The following is a 17,906-nucleotide window of genomic DNA, read 5'->3' on the forward strand; positions in this document are numbered from 1 at the left end:
CCGGTCCTTTTTACTATACAATCACCGGACTCGGAAACACCTGCGGCCTCCCTCGGTGGCCGACGCGAATACATGGGGACAACCATCCGTGACGTCGCGCGCGCGGCCAGCGTGTCGATCGGCACCGTCTCACGAGCACTGAAAAACCAGCCCGGTCTGTCGGACGCCACGCGTCTGCGCGTCGTCGAGACCGCGCGCCGGCTCGGCTACGACGCGGCGCAACTGCGCCCGCGCATCCGCCGGCTCACGTTTCTCCTGCATCGCCAGCACAACAACTTTGCGGTCAGCCCGTTCTTCTCGCACGTGCTCCACGGCGTCGAGGATGCCTGCCGCGAACGCGGCATCGTGCCGTCTGTCCTGACCGCCGGGCCGACCGAAGACGTCGTCCAGCAGATGCGGCTGCACGCGCCCGACGCAGTGGCCGTCGCCGGTTTCGTCGAGCCGGAAACGCTCGCGACGCTCGTCGCGATGCAGCGCCCGCTGGTGCTGATCGACCTGTGGGCACCCGGCCTGCGGTCGGTGAACCTCGACAACGTCGGCGGCGCCGCGCTCGCCATGCAGCATCTGTTCGCGCAGAAGCGCACGCGTATTGCCTTCATCGGCGGCTCGCTCGCGCACTTCAGCATCGCCCAGCGCGCGCTCGGTTACCGGCGTGCGTTCTTCGAAGCGGGGCTGCTGTTCGACCCGTCGCTCGAAGTGCCGATCGACGCCGGCCTCGACCCCGACGCCGGCGCCGCACTCGCGATGGCGCGTCTGCTCGACGCCCCCGGGCCGCGCCCGGATGCCGTGTTCGCCTACAACGACGCCGCCGCGCTCGCCGCCATGCGCGTGTGCCTCGCGCGCGGCGTGCGCGTCCCTGAAGACATCGCCATCATCGGCTTCGACGATATTCCCGCCGCAAGCCACTCCGTGCCGCCGCTGTCGACCATCTCCATCGACAAGGAAGCGCTTGGCCGGCGCGGCGTCGAGCTGCTGCTCGAAGACGCACCTGCCGAAACAGAAGTCCGCCTGCCTGTCCATCTCATTGTCCGTGCCAGCACCTCGGTGAAAAAGCCATGAAGCAGCCCGACCTGAATCACGCCAATCCGCATGCGGGAGAACCTGTACCCGTGCCGCCCGTCGCCAGTTACCGCGAGCGCAACTTCCTGCTCTCGCACATCCAGGACACCCTGCGCTTCTATGCGCCGAACGTGCTGGACCCGAGCGGCGGCTTCTTCCACTTCTTCCGCGACGACGGTTCGGTCTACAACCGCACGACGCGCCACCTCGTCAGCAGTTGCCGCTACGTGTTCAACTATGCGATGGCGTATCGTCAGTTCGGCGACCCGCAGCATCTCGAATACGCACGCCACGGCCTGCGCTTCCTGCACGATGCGCACTGGGATGCGCACCACGAAGGCTATGACTGGGAAGTCGACTGGCGCGACGGCCACAAGCGCGCGCTCGATTCGACGCGCCACTGCTACGGCCTGGCATTCGTGCTGCTCGCGTATTCGCATGCGGCGATGGCCGGCATCGAAGAAGCGAGGCCAATGATCGGCGCGACCTTCGAGCTGATGGAGCATCGCTTCTGGGACGCCGCCGCGGGCTTATACGCCGACGAGGCAAGCGCCGACTGGCGCGTGTCCAGCTATCGTGGCCAGAACGCGAACATGCACACCACCGAGGCGCTCCTCGCCGCGTATGAAGCGACCGGCCACCTCGTGTATCTGGATCGCGCGGAGCGGGTCGCGTCGAACATCACGTTGCGGCAGGCGAAGCTGTCGCAAGGGCTCGTGTGGGAACACTTTCACGCGGACTGGTCCGTCGACTGGCACTACAACGAAGAGGACAGTTCGAACATCTTCCGTCCGTGGGGCTTCCAGCCAGGCCACCAGACCGAATGGGCGAAGCTGCTGCTGATCCTGGAGCGCCACCGTCCGTTGCCGTGGCTGTTGCCGCGCGCGATCGAACTGTTCGACGCCGCGATGGCGCACGCATGGGACGAGGACCACGGCGGCCTCTACTACGGCTTCGGCCCGGACCGCACCGTGTGCGACCACGACAAGTATTTCTGGGTGCAGGCCGAAACCTTCGCGACAGCGGCGCTGCTCGGCAAACGCACCGGCAACGAACGCTTCTGGGACTGGTACGACGAGATCTGGCGTTATAGCTGGGCGCATTTCGTCGACCACAGGTACGGCGCGTGGTATCGCATCCTCACCTGCGACAACCGCAAGTACAGCGATGAGAAAAGCCCCGCCGGCAAGACCGACTATCACACCATGGGCGCATGCTACGAAGTGCTGATGCATGCACTGCCGGGCACGGACGCCCCTTCTGACTCCGCACGGTGACCAACATGACCGCAAGCACGGAATTCCCGCTTTTCGTTTCGGCCGGCGACATCCTCACCGACCTTGTGCGTACCGACGATTCGCGCTGGCTATCGGTGCCAGGCGGCGCCGGCTGGAACGTCGCACGCGCCGTCGCGCGGCTCGGGCTGCGCACGGCTTCGGTCGGCGCGCTCGGCAAGGACTACTTCTCCGATGCAATCTGGAACGCCAGCGTCGCGGCCGATCTCGACATGCGCTTCATGCAGCGCGTCGAACGTTCGCCGCTTCTCGCCGTGGTTCACGAGACACATCCGCCGACCTACTTCTTCATGGGCGACAACAGCGCCGATCTCGCCTTCGATCCGTCGCTGCTGCCGGCCGGGTGGATGGACCAGGTCAGGTGGGCGCACTTCGGCTGTATCAGCCTCGTGCGCCAGCCGCTCGGCGATACGCTTGCAAAACTCGCCGCCGATCTGCGCGCGCGTGGCGTGAAGATCAGCTTCGACCCGAATTACCGCAACCTGATGGAGCACGGCTACGAGCCGATCCTGCGCAGGATGGCCGCGCTCGCCGATCTCATCAAGGTATCCGACGAAGACCTGCGGCTCCTGTTCAAGACCAGCGGCGAAGCCAGCGCGCTCGCGCAACTGCGCACGCTGAATCCCGCCGCGAACGTGCTCGTCACGCGCGGCCCGGAGACGGCGACGCTATACGTCGGCGACAGCACCTTCGAAGGCCGCCCGCCGCGCGTCGAGGTGGTGGACACGGTCGGCGCGGGTGATGCGTCGATCGGCGGCCTGCTGTTCAGTCTGATGAGCGCGCCGCAACGCAAGTGGCCCGAGCATCTCGCGTTTGCGCTGGCGGCGGGGGCGGCGGCATGCCGTCATTCGGGCGCGCATTCGCCGACGCTCGATGAGGTCGTCGCGTTGCTGGAAGGGTGAAGCCGGCGTCACTTCGCACAGCGGGAAGCGGTCAGGGCGCCGCGTGATTTCCTGCCCCTGATGACGGTGAAGGACGCGCCTCCCGCGCGTCCTTGAACACAAGTCATGAAACGTTCTTTATTGCACGACGGTAGGCCGTCAATCTGCGTGCTACGATGGAATCTCCCCCTTGCAGGAGTTGCATCATGGAGGACGTCACCTACACGAAAGGAATCTACACCGCGACCGCGGCGGTCCGGCCGGTAGATGACGGCCTGTACCGGGGCGTGGTTTCTCTCGCGCGCGACGACGGCGACGAGCAGGAGAACACCCTCTACGAGGTCGAAGCCACCTCGGCCACTCCGGAGGAAGCGCTCGAAGAAGCCAAGGCGCTCGCGCATCGCATCCTCGGCGAAATCGAATTCTAGGCGCGAACTCCACGCGCCAGTACCGGTCACAAATTCATGCAGACACGGCGCCGCGGCTAACGTCAACATGCGGCGCCATCCCCGGACGAAACCGGCTGGAGGCGAAGATGGCTGAACAGCTCTTCCTCTACGGCGTATATGCGATCCATGTGCGCCCGCTCGAACTACAGGGCGCGCGCTGGGACGCGGAATACGAAATACGGCATCGCGACAAGCCGGTGCAACCGTGGACCACGGTCGGCGGCGACGACGGTTACGGCGATGCGACCGAAGCGGTCGAGTCCGCACACCGCCAGGCTGTCGCCGACATCGATCACGGCGCCGGCATTCCCAAACCTCGCGCGTTTCCCTGAGCGTCTGTTTCGCCACGTGTCTGGCTGAGCGGCTCACTGATAGCTGTTGACGGCTAAACCGCCACACCTGCATCGCGCTCGCCCGATCGGCGCGGACCCTGGCGTGCTACGCTTTGCGCGTTTGCCACCCCACCGTCCACCCCACCGAAACGCGATGGCCCTCGATACGTCAGACCGCCCACGCAGCCCGGAGTCCACCGCCGCCGCACAACCGCGCCCAGGGCGCGAACGTATTCGCAGGCTGCAAACCGGCTCACGGGTCGTCATCGCGCATGGTCTGCCGATGCCGCTCTGGCAGGATCTCTATCACCGTGCGCTGGTGATCAGCTGGCCGGTATTCTTTGCGTCGCTGGCCTGCCTGTTCCTGCTGCTCAATACCGTCTTCGCGACGCTCTACCTGCTCGGCCACGCGGCCATCGCCAACCAGGCGCCGCAAGGCTTCGCCGGCGCGTTCTTCTTCAGCGTCGAAACGCTGGCGACGGTTGGATACGGCGACATGCATCCGCAAACCGTCTACGGGCACCTCATTGCCACGCTGGAGATTTTCATCGGGATGTCGGGCATCGCGCTCGCCACGGGCCTGATATTCGCCCGCTTCTCGCGGCCGCGCGCGAAAATCATCTTCGCCCGCTATGCCATCGTGCGGCCAATCGACGGTCGCATGACGCTGATGGTGCGCGCCGCCAACGCCCGTCAGAATGTGATCGCGGAAGCGCAGGCCAAGCTGCGGCTGATGCGCCATGAGACGACGTTCGAAGGCTTTTCGATGCGCAAGATTCACGACCTGAAGCTCGTGCGCGACCAGCATCCAATGTTTCTGCTGGGCTGGAACCTGATGCACATCATCGACGAAGAAAGCCCGTTATTCGGCGAAACCGCCGAGACGCTCGAAAAATGCGACGCATCGCTGCTCATCACCATCGAAGGCACGGACGAAACCACGTCGCAGACGATGGCCGCGCGGCATTCCTGGTCCAACAGCGAGATCCGCTGGCAGCATCGCTACGTGGACGTGCTGCTCGAAAAGGATGGCGTGAGCCACATCGACTACTCGCATTTCGATGAAGTCGTGCCCCTCGAACCGCACGAAATGCACACAGCGGACGAGTCGCAGGCAATGCACCCCTGAGGCCACACCCGCCGCGCCTGCCGCTCTTTGCCGCTACTTCTTGAGCGCGGCAATTTCTCTTTGTTCGACCGCCAGCGCCCGCGCATGTCCATCGCGCGATACCGCGCGTTCCACATAGTCGCCGAAGCGGCCCTTCGGCTCCAGCAGCTTCGCCATGAAGGCGATCTGCAGCGTGCCGGCGAGCAGCAGGTCGGCGGCGCTGAAACGCTCGCCCAGCAACCACTCGCCTTCTTCGAGCGCGGTTTCGATCGCCTGCTGCACGCGATCGAAATCACCCCAGCCGAAGCTGAACGTATTACCGGGCGACCCGGTCATTTTCTCGGCCATCGCCGGTTCGAGACAGCCAGGCGTGAAAAAGAGCCACTGCAGGAAACGGCCGCGCAACGGATCGTCGAGCGTCGCGCCGAGACCGGCCGCCGGGAATTTGTCGGCGAGATACAGCAGCACCGCACCGGATTCCGAGACGTGCACGCCGTTGTCGTCGAGCGCGGGCAGCTTGGTCATCGGATTGAGGTGACGGAATGCCGGGGAGCCCTGTTCGCCCGCACGGATGTTGACGTGCTCGATGTGGTACGGCGCGCCGATCTCCTCCAGCATCCACAGCGCACGGAAGGCACGCGTTTTCGGCCAGTAATAGAGTTTCATGGTCGGCTCCCAATGCGTTAGGACGCCCTCAGCGTAACGCAACCCCGGCACCCGCGGTAGAACTCACTCAAAACCCCACCGAAAACGCAGGGCGGCTCGCGCGATCAGTGACTTGCCCCCTTCAGTTAGCAATAAATTTCTCCTATCGGCGCTGAAAAATAGAGGCTCTTTCGTTGCGAAGCCGCTGTGGCGTTGCCCCGTTCGCGCGAGACCAAAACAAGGAGACTTCCCCGATGACCGCACGACTGCCTGTCGACGGCACCCCCGCCCTCGCCGATTACCGTCTTTCCGACAATCTGACCGCCACCCGCGGCCGCATCTTCCTGACCGGCACCCAGGCGCTCGTGCGCCTCGCGCTGATGCAGCGCGCGCTCGACCGTGAGCATGGCCTGAACACCGCCGGTTTCATCAGCGGCTATCGCGGCTCGCCGCTCGGCATGGTCGACCAGCAGTTGTGGAAGGCGACGAAACTGCTCGCCGCCAGCGACATCCGCTTCCTGCCCGCGATCAACGAAGAACTCGGCGGCACCGCCGTGCTCGGCACACAGCGGGTCGAGTCGGACCCGGAGCGCACCGTCGAAGGCGTGTTTGCGATGTGGTACGGCAAAGGCCCGGGCGTCGACCGCGCGGGCGACGCGCTGAAGCACGGCAACGCGTACGGCTCATCGCAGCATGGCGGCGTACTGGTGGTAGCGGGCGACGACCACGGCTGCGTGTCTTCGTCGATGCCGCATCAGAGCGACTTCGCCTTGATGGCGTGGCACATGCCGGTGGTGAATCCGTCGAACATCGCGGACATGCTCGAATTCGGCCTCTACGGCTGGGCGCTGTCGCGCTTCTCCGGCGCATGGGTCGGCTACAAGGCGATTTCGGAGACGGTCGAATCGGGTTCGACCGTCGACCTGGACGCGCTGCAAACCGAATGGACCATTCCAGCGGATTTCCAGCCGCCCGCCGATGGTCTGCACAACCGCTGGCCCGACCTGCCGAGCCTGTCGATCGAAGCGCGGCTCGAAGCCAAGCTGAATGCCGTGCGGCACTTTGCGCGCACCAACAGCATCGACAAATGGATCGCACCGAGCCCGCATGCGAATGTCGGCATCGTGACCTGCGGCAAGGCCCACCTCGACCTGATGGAAGCGCTGCGGCGGCTCGACGTCACCGTCGCCGATCTGGAAGCGGCGGGCGTGCGGATCTACAAGGTCGGCCTGTCGTTCCCGCTCGAAATGACGCGCATCGACAGGTTCGTCGAAGGTCTGTCGGAAGTGCTGGTGATCGAGGAGAAAGGCCCCGTCATCGAACAGCAGATCAAGGACTATCTGTACAACCGCCGCGAAGGCGCACGTCCCGCCGTGCTCGGCAAGTATGCCGAAGACGGCTCGTTGCTGCTGTCGTCGCTAGGCGAACTGCGGCCATCGCGCGTCCTGCCGGTGTTCGCGAACTGGCTCGCGCGGCACAAGCCCGCGCTCGACCGTCGTGAGCGCGTGGTCGATCTGGTGGCGCCGCAGATTCTGTCGAACGCGGCCGACGCCGTAAAGCGCACGCCGTACTTCTGCTCGGGTTGCCCGCACAACACATCGACGAAGGTGCCCGAAGGCTCGATCGCACAGGCCGGCATCGGCTGCCACTTCATGGCGTCGTGGATGGAGCGCGATACGACAGGACTCATCCAGATGGGCGGCGAGGGCGTCGACTGGGCGTCGCATTCGATGTTCACGAAGACGCGCCACGTGTTCCAGAACCTCGGCGACGGCACGTACTTCCATTCAGGCATCCTTGCGATCCGTCAGGCGGTCGCGGCCAGGACCACGATCACCTACAAGATTCTCTACAACGATGCGGTCGCGATGACGGGCGGCCAGCCGGTGGACGGCAGCATCTCGGTGCCGCAGATTGCTCGGCAGGTGGAAGCCGAAGGCGTGTCGAAATTCGTCGTCGTAAGCGACGAGCCGGAAAAGTATGACGGCCACCACGACCTCTTTCCGAAGGGCACGACGTTCCACCATCGCAGCGAGCTCGACGCGGTGCAGCGCCAGTTACGCGACATCGACGGCGTGACGGTCCTCATCTACGACCAGACCTGCGCGGCAGAAAAGCGTCGCCGCAGGAAGAAAGGCGAATTCCCCGATCCGGACAAGCGTCTCTTCATCAACGAGGCCGTCTGTGAAGGCTGTGGCGATTGCGGCGTGCAATCGAACTGCCTGTCGGTCGAGCCGCTCGAGACGACGCTCGGCCGCAAGCGCCGCATCGATCAGTCGTCGTGCAACAAGGATTACTCGTGCGTGAACGGCTTCTGCCCGAGTTTCGTGACGGTCGAAGGCGGCAAGCTGAAGAAGGCCGCAGGCGCCGCATTCGACCCGGCCGCGCTCGCGAAGAAGATCGCGGCACTGCCCACGCCGGCGACGCATCTCGACGCCGCCCCGTACGACATCCTCGTGACGGGCGTCGGCGGCACGGGGGTTGTGACGGTCGGTGCGCTGATCAGCATGGCTGCGCACCTCGAAGGCAAGAGCGCTTCCGTGCTGGACTTCATGGGCTTCGCGCAGAAGGGGGGCTCGGTGCTGTCGTTCGTGCGTTTCGCCGCGCGCGACGAGTGGCTCAACCAGGTGCGTATCGATACGCAGCAGGCCGACGTGCTGCTCGCGTGCGACATGGTGGTCGGCGCGAGCGGCGATGCGCTGCAGACCGTGCGCCACGGCCGCACGCGCATCGTCGTGAACACGCATGCGATTCCGAACGCGTCGTTCGTGCAGAATCCCGATGCGAACCTGCACGCGGACGCCCTGATCGACAAGATGCGTCATGCAGCAGGGGATGAACGTCTGTCGACGTGCGATGCGCAGGCGCTCGCCAGCCGCTTCCTCGGCGACACGATCGGCGCGAACATCCTGATGCTCGGTTTCGCGTGGCAACTCGGCCTCGTGCCGGTGTCGTTCGAGGCGCTGACGCGGGCGATCGAACTGAACAACGTCGCGGTCGAAGCGAACAAGCTGGCGTTCGCGATCGGCCGCGTCGCGGCGGCGGATCCTGCGGCGCTCGATGCGCTGCTGCAAACGCGTGCCGATGCGATTGCATTACCGTTCTCGGTCCCCAGCGACTCGGCGCGCGATGTCGATGCCGTGATCGCCGATCGTGAAACACGTCTGGCGGCTTACGGTGGCGCAGCATACGTCAAGCGCTTCCGCGCGCTGGTCGACAAGGTACGCGCGGCGGAGCAGCGGGCTTCGGGCGCCGCAGACAAACCGGCCAGCGAACCGCTGACGCGCGCAGTCGCTACAACGTTCTTCAAGCTGCTCGCGGTCAAGGACGAGTACGAAGTCGCGCGTCTTTATGCGGACGGCTCGTTCAGGCGCGCAATCGAAGCGCAGTTCGAAGGCGTTGCTGGCCGCGACTTCCGCATCGGCTTCAACATGGCGCCGCCGACCGTGACGCGCGCCGCCCACGGCGAGCGTCCGAAGAAGGTGAAGTTCGGCCAGTGGATGTGGCCGGTGCTCGGCGGCCTCGCGAAGGTCCGCGCGCTGCGCGGCACGCCGCTCGATCCGTTCGGCCGCTCGCTGGAACGCCGGATGGAACGTGCGCTGGCGACAGACTACGAAGCAACGACCGAAGCCCTGCTGCGCGTGCTGACGCCCGCCACGATGGACGAAGCAGTCGAGTTCGCGCAGGTCATGCAGCGCGTGCGCGGCTATGGTCCGGTGAAGCTGAACAGTCTGGTCGCTGCGAAAGCACGTGAGCGTTCGGCGAGCCGTGCGCTGAACATCGAGCCCGCAACGTCCGCAGTCGTGCAGGCAGCGCTCGCGCAGATGCGTGGCAGCGGTGCGTTGAGCGGCATTCCGGTGGTGGTAACGAAGTGAGCCAGCGTTTATGGACCGCGCGCAGACCGGGTTGCCGGATTCAGGAGCTCTCGCGTACAACGAGTTCAAAACCCAGGTCGACCACCGGTTCGGCCACCGGCTCGCCCCTGATCATCGCAAGTAGCATGAGCGCGGCGCGGCGACCGACTTCGGCGCGAGGCGTGCGGATCGTCGTCAGGCGCGGGAACGAATGGGCCGATCCGGGCAGGTCGTTGAAGCCAACCATCGCGACGTTGCCCGGCACGGACACGCCGCGGCGCAGCGCCTCGAGTAGCGCGCCTTGCGCCAGGTCGTCGTTGCCAAAGAAAATGCCGTCGACGTCCGGGCGCCGCTCCATGATCTGCGCGAACAGGTCGCAGCCGAGTCCGATCGAGGACGGTGCCGGCGACAGAAACTCGAGCGCGGGGTCGTACAACCCCGCCTTTTGCAGCGTCCGGCGAAAGCCCTCGCCACGCTGCATGATCCGCGGGTCAAGTTGCGCCGCGACGAACGCGTTGCGGGTGCGGCCGCGCGCGATCAGGTGTTCGGCGGCGGTCTGGCCGGCGCTCACCTGCGCGAAGCCAACGCAATACACGCCGGGGCCGCGTGAGAGTTCCATGATATGAACACAGGGCACGCCACTCGCATCGATCATGCGCCACGCCGCTTCGGTGCATTCGGACCCGGTCACGATCATGCCGCTTGGCGGGGAGGCGAGATAATGGCGGATCAGGTCTTCCTGGTCCTCGCGCGCGTAATGCGAGTTGCCGATCAGGATCTCGAAACCGTGCGGCCTGAGCACGCGGTGAATCGACTCGAGCACATCGACGAAAACGAGATTGGACAGCGATGGGACAAGCACCGCGACCACCTCGCTGCGCGCGGACGCGAGTGCCCGTGCCGCCGCATTGGTCACATAGCCCAGTTCCTGCGCCGCGTCCCGGACGCGTTGCACGAGTTCCTGCGCGACCGTGTTGACGCCGCGCAATGCGCGCGACGCGGTGATTGTGCTCACCCCGGCGCGGCGCGCAACCTCTTCAAGCGTCGGGCGACCAGTACCTCGGGTTTTCCTGCGTGTCGAATTTGCCATAAGACGTCTAGGATAGCGCTACCTCTGCTGTTATACAAAGGTTCGACGCAAGAAGTAGAAAAAGCCTGCTGCAGAGCTGTCGACAACTGGATCGGCCGTGAACGGCCGGTTTCTTCGGGCAGCAAAGATAGCGCTGTCTTAAGACATGGATGAGGTTGAATTGAACGAGATGATGTCTGCAATGGTGGTGATGGGCGTGGCCGGCTGTGGCAAAAGCAGCGTTGCAGCGGCGCTGGCGAAGCAAATCGGCGGGTACCTGATCGAAGGCGACGAGTTCCATCCGGCAGCGAACGTTGCGAAGATGCGCGCCGGCATCCCGCTTGGTGACGTTGACAGGGCCGGCTGGCTGGAGCGGCTCGCGAGCGAACTCAGCCGTGCGCTCATGGCGCATGAGCGGCCTGTATTGGCATGCTCAGCGCTCAAGCGCCGCTATCGCGAGCGGCTCCGCCAGGCTGTGCCGGGGCTCGGTTTTCTGTTCCTGAATCTGCCGCGTGAGGTTGCTGCAAGGCGCGTTGCCGGGCGCGGCAATCATTTCATGCCGGCCACGCTGGTCGCCAGCCAGTTTGCCGACCTCGAAGCGCCACTTGATGAACCCTTGACACTCACGGTCGACGCCACGTTGCCGCTCACCGGAATTACCCGGGTGGCGACTGCCTGGTGCGAGACTCGCAATCCGTTCCAGATTGCTTCGGTCGCTTGAGATAGCGCTATCTTATTTTTGCCTGCCCGCACCATACCGAAATCGGGAAACAGCGGACCTCTAACCTCGGGGATCACTATGTCTGGCTTGCCCAGCAACATTTCTTTACTGCTCGACGCGCTGATTGCGATCGTCGGGCTCATCCTGCTGATTACGCGCTTCAGGATTCATCCCTTTATCGCGCTCACGCTGGCGGCCGGCTTCGTCGGCCTGACATCCGGCATGCCGGTCGCGAAGATCATGCAGTCGTTCCAGGACGGGTTCGGCGGCGTACTGGGCTTTGTCGGCATTGTTCTCGGGCTTGGCACCATGCTGGGCAAGATGATGGCCGAGTCCGGCGGAGCGGACCAGATTGCGCGCACCCTGGTGGGCGCGTTCGGCCGGGAGCGGGTGCAATGGGCGATGATGTGCGCCGCCTTTCTGGTCGGCATTCCGCTGTTCTTCGAGATCGGCTTCGTGCTGCTGATTCCGCTGGTCTTCATTGTGGCGAGGCGTACCGGCGTGCCGTTGATCAAGGTCGGCGTGCCGTTGCTCGCGGGGCTCTCGGTCGTCCACGGACTGGTGCCGCCTCACCCCGGGCCGCTGCTGGCAATCGGCGTATTTGGCGCCGACATCGGCAAGACCATCTTTTATGGCCTGATCGTCGGCCTGCCGACGGCAATCATCGCTGGCCCGCTGTTCGGTTCGTTCATCGCCAGATACGTTCCGGGTTCGCCGTCGCAGGAATTGCTCGACCAGTTGGCGCACGAGTCCGAAGCCCGGGATCTGCCGGGTTTCACCGTGACGCTGGCGACAGTGCTGCTGCCCGTCTTCCTGATGCTGCTCAAGACGTTTGCGGATATCGTCCTCGACCAACACAGCACCTTGCGTGTCTGGATGGACATGATCGGCCATCCGATCACCGCCTTGCTCGTCGCGCTGCTGCTTTCCCTGTACACCTTCGGCGCCGCGCGCGGTTTCGACGCGAAACAGGTGCTGAAGTTTGTCGACGCCAGCCTCGCACCGGTGGCCGCGATCATTCTGATCATCGGCGCCGGTGGTGGCTTCAAGCAGATGCTCGTAGCAAGCGGTGTGGGTGACGCGATTGGCCAGATGGCGGTGCACGCGCACATTTCGCCGATCCTGCTTGCGTGGCTTGTCGCGGCAGTGATCCGGGTGGCGACGGGATCCGCAACCGTAGCGACAATCACCGGCGCCGGCATCGTTGCCCCGGTGGTGGCCATGGTGCCGGGCGTCAACCGCGAACTGCTGGTGCTTGCAACCGGCGCAGGTTCGCTGATTCTGTCGCATGTCAACGATGCAGGCTTCTGGCTCGTCAAGCAGTACTTCAACATGACGGTCGCCGAAACCTTCAAGACGTGGACGGTGATGGAAACCATCGTCTCCATCGTCGCGATCATTCTGATCATGACCCTGTCAGTGTTCGTCTGAGTTTCCTGTTTGCCTCCGCCCAGAGACCGAAAGAACAGTAAAGCGGAGCTTTTTTTACCAACCGGATTAGAACCAGGAGGAGACGCACTCTTGAAAAAATCCAACAAATCCATATCATCAGCTATGCTAAATAAATCACTTAAAACAGGTTTGGCGCGAGCAGGGGCAAACTTTTCCGACGTGCGATGGCCGGCCAAGGTCGCAGGCATTTCCCTGCTTGCGCTCGTCGGTGTCGGACCGGGCATGGCGCACGCACAGAGCAGCGTGACGATCTATGGGATCGTCGACAGTGGCTTCACCTACACCAGCAATCAGGGCGGCAAGAGTCTGATTCAGGCGACGGCGGGCAATCAGCAGGGCTCGCGCTGGGGCTTCAAGGGCACCGAGGATCTGGGTGACGGCCTGCACGCGATTTTCCGGCTCGAAAACGGCTTTGACACCTACAGCGGCGCGCTGAAACAGGGCGGTCGCCTGTTCGGTCGTGGCGCATGGGTCGGCCTCAGCAGTGACACCTGGGGTGCTGTCACCGCCGGTCGCCAGTTCAATCCGGTCCAGGACTACCTGTCCAACGACGGCGTCGGCAACTTTACGCAGTTCGGCAACATCCTGTATGACAACGATGACCTGAACAATACTTTCCGCTCCGACAATTCAGTCAAATACACCTCGCCACGGATCAAGGGGCTGCAGGCCGAGGCGCTCTACGCATTCTCGAACGACACGAGCGCGGCGAACAACCGTAGCTGGAGCGTCGGAGCCCAGTACGCGAACGGTCCGCTGCGCATCGATGCAGCCTACGCACTGCTGGACCACCCCGGCCTGAACACCACCGGCGCGATTCCGTCGGATAACTACTACCCGACCTCGGTGGTCTCGAACGTGCAGCGTCAGGAGATCTGGGGCGTCGGCGGCGCATACACGATCGGCGCACTGACCGTTGCGCTGCTCCACACGCAGTCGAACTTCGAGATGCCGACCGGCAACAAAGACTTTTCGAACTACGAGGCGAGTGCCCAATACTGGGCGACGCCCGCCTGGCAACTCGGTGTGGGCTACGACTTTACGACCGTGCACCAGTCGGCCAGTGGCAACGCGAAGTATCACCAGATTGGCGGCAACGCGAGCTACTACCTGTCCAAGCGCACTGACCTGTATCTGAACGTGATCTACATGCATGGCAGTGGCGGGGCCGCGTGGATCAACGGCCTGTCGAATCCTTCGTCAACCGGCATCCAGACCGCCGCGATCGCGGGCATCCTGCACCGGTTCTGATGCGCCCGTCCTCAATCTGCAAAGAAGAGTCTCATCATGAAAATTGAACGAACCAAACCGGCTGCGACGGCCGGCAAACTGAAAGCGATCGCGTTACTGGTCCAGGCGCTCTGTGCAACCGTTGCCTATGCAGCCGTTCCGCCGCCCGTCGACGCCCCAACGGTGGCGGACCAGCGCGCGGATGCCTTGATCCAGCAGATGACTCAGGACGAACTGATTCAACTGGTGCATGGCCTCTATGGGCGGTATGCGAAGAGCCCGCTGATGCCGTCGGGCATCATCGCCGGCATTCCGCGCCTCGGTATTCCGGACCAGGTGGAGTCGGATGCGGGTCTGGGCATCCGGTCTCTGCTCGACAAGACCAATGGGCTGCCGGTTCGCGGCGTGGACACCGGAGCGGCAACACCGTTGCCGTCGGGGCTGGCGACTGCCTCGACCTGGAATCCGCAGCGTGCCTTCGATGGTGGCGCGATGATCGGCGAGGAAGCACACAGGCTCGGCTCCAATGTTCTGCTGGGCGGCGGGACAGACCTGGCGCGTGACCCGCGCAATGGTCGCAACTTCGAATATGCCGGTGAAGATCCGTTGCTCGCTGGCACGATGGTCGGCGCGGCGATTGCCGGCATCCAGAGCCGCCACGTGATCGCGACCATCAAGCATTACGCGCTCAACGATCAGGAGGCGAACCGCTTCAACGTCAGTTCGAACATCGACTGGACCGCCGCGCGCGAATCGGACCTGCTTGCGTTCGAGCTCGCGATCGAAAAAGGCGATCCCGGTTCGGTGATGTGCTCGTACAACAAGGTCAACACGGTCTGGGCGTGCTCGAGCGATATGCTGCTGAACCGGATCCTGAAGGACGACTGGCATTTCAAGGGCTATGTGATGTCGGACTGGGGCGCGGTTCACGATGTCAAGGATGCGTTGAACGGCCTCGACCAGGAGTCCGGAGAATCGTTCGACAAGGACAACGGTGGTCCGTTCTTCGGCGACAAGCTGAAGCAGGCACTGGCAGACGGCACCGTGCCGGAGAGCCGCCTGAAGGACATGGCGCATCGGATCCTGCGCACCATGTACGCCAAGGGTGTATTCGACAACCCGCCGTCGCTGCGCCCGATCGATGTCGCCGCGGATGCCACGATTGCTCAGGCCGACGAGGAGGAAGGGATCGTACTGCTGAAAAATGCCGCACAGCAACTGCCGCTCGCCCCCGGCCATACGATTGCGGTGATCGGTTCGCACGCGGACGCAGGCGTGCTGTCGGGCGGCGGTTCATCGCAGGTCTGGCCGGTCGGTGGTCCCGCCGTTGGACAGGGCGGCTATTCGTTCCCGAATCCGGTGATCTACGATCCGTCGTCGCCGCTCAAGGCTATCGGGGCGAAGGCTGGCAGCGAGACCACGGTGCGTTACGACGACGGCGCGGACCCCGCGAGAGCGGCTGAACTGGCGAAGCGTGCCGACGTTGCGATCGTATTCGCCCACCAGTGGAGCGCCGAAACACTGGACAATGCGACCGACCTGTTGTTGCCTGATCAGCAAAACGAACTGATTGCGCAGGTGGCCGCCGCGAATCCGCATACGGTCGTCGTGCTGGAAACCGGCAATCCGGTACTGATGCCGTGGCTGTCGAAGGTGAGCGCGGTTATCGAGGCATGGTATCCGGGCGCGAAAGGCGGCGAGGCGATTGCGAACGTACTGTATGGCGACGTCAATCCATCCGGGCGTCTGCCGGTCACATTCCCAGCCAGCGTCGCCCAGTTGCCGCGCCCCGCAATCGCGCCTGACGCGGCCGTCGACTACAACATCGAGGGCGCAGCAGTTGGCTACAGGTGGCATGAGCAAACCACCCAGAAGCCACTGTTTCCGTTCGGCTTCGGCCTGTCGTATTCGACCTTTGGGTATTCGAAAGCCAGTATGCACGGCGACTCGCGCGGATTGACGGTCAGCTTCAACGTGACCAACACGGGCAAGCGCGACGGCAAGGAAACCGCGCAGGTCTACATGGGCCTGCCGGCTGCAGCCCACGCGCCAGGGCGGCTTGCCGGGTTCCAGAAGATCGACTTGAAGGCGGGAGAAACGAAGCGGGTGTCCGTCGACATCGACCCGCGCCTGTTCGCATCGTTTGACAAGAACGCGGGGCAATGGCGAGTCCGGGCAGGCACTTATCCGGTCTATCTCGGTTCGTCTTCCGGCGACCTGAAGCTCGTCCAGTCGGTCAGTCTGACCGACCGCCGCTTCGGTCCTTGACGACCTGGTCACGTCGAAGGGTTCTCGGGCGGCCGCTGCGGGTAACTTGCGGGTAACTAGATCAACGCGCCGGCGGTAACGACTTCATCGGTTTCGTGATGCCAGTCGATATCGCCGCATAGCACGCACGCCTTGTCGCCGACCCGCGTCGCGATCGACAGCGTCACGCACAGCGTCGCTTCATTGATCGACAGATACGGCCGCGTGACCTGTACGCGCTGCGGCTCGCGGATCGCCGCGCGGAAGTAAGGCCGTCGCAGCCAGCTCGCCCCCTTCGCATCCGACAGCGGAAGAAAGCGCGACATCTGCACGGCACGGTCGGCCCGCAGCACGACGTTGCGCTCCGACTGCCGGCCGTTCTCGTCGAGCAGGAAGCAGCGTGCAGCATGGTCGAGAGACAGGAAATTCCAGCACACCTCGTCGAGCGGTTCGCCCGCAGACAGGCGGTCGGCCGCGCGCTCGAAGGCCCGCACATACGGCGCAAGACGTGACGCGTCACGCTTTTCGCGCATTTCGGTCAGCGCCCGGTTGCGTTCGGTGAGCCCGCCAATCAGCGCGGCGCTCGTCGAGGCGTCGGCCATTGCTGCGCTTGGCCTGCCGAAGAAGAAGCCCTGCACGAAGTCCGCATCGCACGAGAGCGCCATGTGCGCCTCGCTCTCGGTCTCGATGCCTTCGATCAGCACGAGCTTGCCCGCCTCATGCAGCAACGACACGAGCCCCGGCAGGATCGACGAACCCTGCGGCCTGATCGCACCGGGCGCGAGCAGCGAACGGTCGAGCTTTACGATATCCGGATTCAGTTGCCAGACGCGCTCGACGTTCGAATGACCCGCGCCGAAATCGTCGAGCGCGATCAGGAAGCCGCGGTCGCGGAACTGGCGCACCGCTTCGGCGAGACGTTCGAGATCGTCCGCACGCTGCTCGAGCACTTCGAGCACGATGCGCCGCGGCGGCAGATCGAGGCGGCGCAGGTTCGCGAGCAGCGCGGCGGCGTGATACGGATCGGTCAGCGCGCCCGGATGCACGTTCAGGAACAGCCATTCCTTTTCCGCGCCAAGCGCCTTGAAGTTCTCGAGATGCAGCGCCTGCGCAAGCCGGTCGACCTGCAGCACGTCGCCCAGACGCGCGGCCTGGCCGAACACATCGAGCGGCGAAACCGGCCGGTCGAGCGAATCGTGCGCGCGCAGCAAGCCTTCGTAGCCAATCGCACGCATGTGCGACAGACTAAAGACAGGCTGGAAGACACTGGTGAGTTCCAGATCCCCGTGTTGCGTCGAATAACGTTGCAGGCCCGAGGTAAAACTCACCTCAAACCCGTGCGGCGCGGCGGCCGACCTGTCCTGCTGGGCAATGCTCATGCAATCCTCTCACGCGAGAGCGAGGCTTCCAGTCGAGGAACGACCGGGGAGGCTCCTTTCTCAAAATGTGCGTCATCGATATCACTTAAGCAAGCTCCATGCGCACGGTCGACCACGTATCGCGTTAATTCGCGCGCCAGCTTGCAGCGACGGTAAACGGCATGCGTCGAGCAGGGGCGCAAAAC

At 64.2% G+C, this 17,906-nt stretch carries 14 protein-coding genes; 11 read left to right on the top strand and 3 right to left on the bottom strand.

Annotated features, from left to right (window positions below; all coding sequences use genetic code 11):
• Positions 1-72 precede the first annotated feature (72 nt).
• The 6 genes from P3T23_RS03940 (at position 73) to P3T23_RS03965 (ending at position 5,145) form a co-directional block, all read left to right on the top strand.
• Complete coding sequence (locus tag P3T23_RS03940; protein WP_429314899.1) at positions 73-1,059, top strand: LacI family DNA-binding transcriptional regulator; 987 nt, start codon at positions 73-75, stop codon at positions 1,057-1,059.
• Positions 1,056-2,336: an AGE family epimerase/isomerase gene (locus P3T23_RS03945; RefSeq protein WP_429314900.1), complete on the top strand. Its 1,281-nt coding sequence runs from the start codon at positions 1,056-1,058 to the stop codon at positions 2,334-2,336. Before P3T23_RS03940 ends, P3T23_RS03945 begins: the two co-directional genes overlap by 4 nt.
• Positions 2,337-2,341: 5 nt before the next feature.
• Positions 2,342-3,256 carry a carbohydrate kinase family protein gene (locus tag P3T23_RS03950; protein ID WP_429314901.1) on the top strand — a complete coding sequence of 305 codons (915 nt, stop codon included), beginning with the start codon at positions 2,342-2,344 and terminating at the stop codon, positions 3,254-3,256.
• Positions 3,257-3,441: 185 nt separating this feature from the next.
• On the top strand, positions 3,442-3,663 hold the full coding sequence (locus P3T23_RS03955; RefSeq protein WP_429314902.1) for a hypothetical protein: 222 nt from the start codon (positions 3,442-3,444) through the stop codon (positions 3,661-3,663).
• Positions 3,664-3,770: 107 nt separating this feature from the next.
• On the top strand, positions 3,771-4,016 hold the full coding sequence (locus P3T23_RS03960) for a hypothetical protein (RefSeq protein ID WP_429314903.1): 246 nt from the start codon (positions 3,771-3,773) through the stop codon (positions 4,014-4,016).
• A gap of 154 nt (positions 4,017-4,170) precedes the next feature.
• A complete protein-coding gene (locus tag P3T23_RS03965; RefSeq protein ID WP_429314904.1) occupies positions 4,171-5,145 on the top strand; it encodes an ion channel in 975 nt (324 codons plus the stop codon).
• A gap of 33 nt (positions 5,146-5,178) precedes the next feature.
• Here P3T23_RS03965 and P3T23_RS03970 read toward each other — a convergent pair whose 3' ends face one another.
• Complete coding sequence (locus tag P3T23_RS03970) at positions 5,179-5,790, bottom strand: glutathione S-transferase family protein (protein WP_429314905.1); 612 nt, start codon at positions 5,788-5,790, stop codon at positions 5,179-5,181.
• 233 nt (positions 5,791-6,023) lie between these two features.
• Here P3T23_RS03970 and P3T23_RS03975 point away from each other — a divergent pair, with 233 nt between their 5' ends.
• Complete coding sequence (locus P3T23_RS03975; RefSeq protein ID WP_429314906.1) at positions 6,024-9,644, top strand: indolepyruvate ferredoxin oxidoreductase family protein; 3,621 nt, start codon at positions 6,024-6,026, stop codon at positions 9,642-9,644.
• Positions 9,645-9,684: 40 nt separating this feature from the next.
• On the opposite strand, the gene P3T23_RS03980 is transcribed toward P3T23_RS03975, so the two are convergent.
• Positions 9,685-10,713: a LacI family DNA-binding transcriptional regulator gene (locus P3T23_RS03980; protein WP_429314907.1), complete on the bottom strand. Its 1,029-nt coding sequence runs from the start codon at positions 10,711-10,713 to the stop codon at positions 9,685-9,687.
• Positions 10,714-10,882: 169 nt separating this feature from the next.
• Here P3T23_RS03980 and P3T23_RS03985 point away from each other — a divergent pair, with 169 nt between their 5' ends.
• From P3T23_RS03985 to P3T23_RS04000, 4 genes are all read left to right on the top strand, one after another.
• Positions 10,883-11,413 (top strand): gluconokinase, encoded by a 531-nt coding sequence (locus tag P3T23_RS03985; RefSeq protein ID WP_429315338.1) that lies wholly within the window; start codon positions 10,883-10,885, stop codon positions 11,411-11,413.
• Between the two features lie 78 nt (positions 11,414-11,491).
• Complete coding sequence (locus P3T23_RS03990) at positions 11,492-12,844, top strand: GntP family permease (protein WP_429314908.1); 1,353 nt, start codon at positions 11,492-11,494, stop codon at positions 12,842-12,844.
• Between the two features lie 180 nt (positions 12,845-13,024).
• On the top strand, positions 13,025-14,116 hold the full coding sequence (locus P3T23_RS03995; protein WP_429314909.1) for a porin: 1,092 nt from the start codon (positions 13,025-13,027) through the stop codon (positions 14,114-14,116).
• A 36-nt stretch (positions 14,117-14,152) separates the two neighbouring features.
• The gene (locus tag P3T23_RS04000; RefSeq protein WP_429314910.1) at positions 14,153-16,363 is read left to right on the top strand and encodes a beta-glucosidase; all 2,211 of its coding nucleotides are present in this window, start codon (positions 14,153-14,155) and stop codon (positions 16,361-16,363) included.
• A 56-nt stretch (positions 16,364-16,419) separates the two neighbouring features.
• On the opposite strand, the gene P3T23_RS04005 is transcribed toward P3T23_RS04000, so the two are convergent.
• The gene (locus P3T23_RS04005) at positions 16,420-17,721 is read right to left on the bottom strand and encodes an EAL domain-containing protein (protein WP_429314911.1); all 1,302 of its coding nucleotides are present in this window, start codon (positions 17,719-17,721) and stop codon (positions 16,420-16,422) included.
• Between the last annotated feature and the right edge of the window lie 185 nt (positions 17,722-17,906).

The organism is Paraburkholderia sp. GAS448 (assembly GCF_050435685.1).
In the GTDB taxonomy this organism is placed as follows: Bacteria; Pseudomonadota; Gammaproteobacteria; order Burkholderiales; family Burkholderiaceae; genus Paraburkholderia.

Coding starts and splice junctions, on each gene's coding strand:
- P3T23_RS03940 (WP_429314899.1), top strand. CDS start 73: ATGGGGACAACCATCCGTGACGTCGCGCGCGCGGCCAGCGTGTCGATC.
- P3T23_RS03945 (WP_429314900.1), top strand. CDS start 1,056: ATGAAGCAGCCCGACCTGAATCACGCCAATCCGCATGCGGGAGAACCT.
- P3T23_RS03950 (WP_429314901.1), top strand. CDS start 2,342: ATGACCGCAAGCACGGAATTCCCGCTTTTCGTTTCGGCCGGCGACATC.
- P3T23_RS03955 (WP_429314902.1), top strand. CDS start 3,442: ATGGAGGACGTCACCTACACGAAAGGAATCTACACCGCGACCGCGGCG.
- P3T23_RS03960 (WP_429314903.1), top strand. CDS start 3,771: ATGGCTGAACAGCTCTTCCTCTACGGCGTATATGCGATCCATGTGCGC.
- P3T23_RS03965 (WP_429314904.1), top strand. CDS start 4,171: ATGGCCCTCGATACGTCAGACCGCCCACGCAGCCCGGAGTCCACCGCC.
- P3T23_RS03970 (WP_429314905.1), bottom strand. CDS start 5,790: ATGAAACTCTATTACTGGCCGAAAACGCGTGCCTTCCGTGCGCTGTGG.
- P3T23_RS03975 (WP_429314906.1), top strand. CDS start 6,024: ATGACCGCACGACTGCCTGTCGACGGCACCCCCGCCCTCGCCGATTAC.
- P3T23_RS03980 (WP_429314907.1), bottom strand. CDS start 10,713: ATGGCAAATTCGACACGCAGGAAAACCCGAGGTACTGGTCGCCCGACG.
- P3T23_RS03985 (WP_429315338.1), top strand. CDS start 10,883: ATGATGTCTGCAATGGTGGTGATGGGCGTGGCCGGCTGTGGCAAAAGC.
- P3T23_RS03990 (WP_429314908.1), top strand. CDS start 11,492: ATGTCTGGCTTGCCCAGCAACATTTCTTTACTGCTCGACGCGCTGATT.
- P3T23_RS04000 (WP_429314910.1), top strand. CDS start 14,153: ATGAAAATTGAACGAACCAAACCGGCTGCGACGGCCGGCAAACTGAAA.
- P3T23_RS04005 (WP_429314911.1), bottom strand. CDS start 17,721: ATGAGCATTGCCCAGCAGGACAGGTCGGCCGCCGCGCCGCACGGGTTT.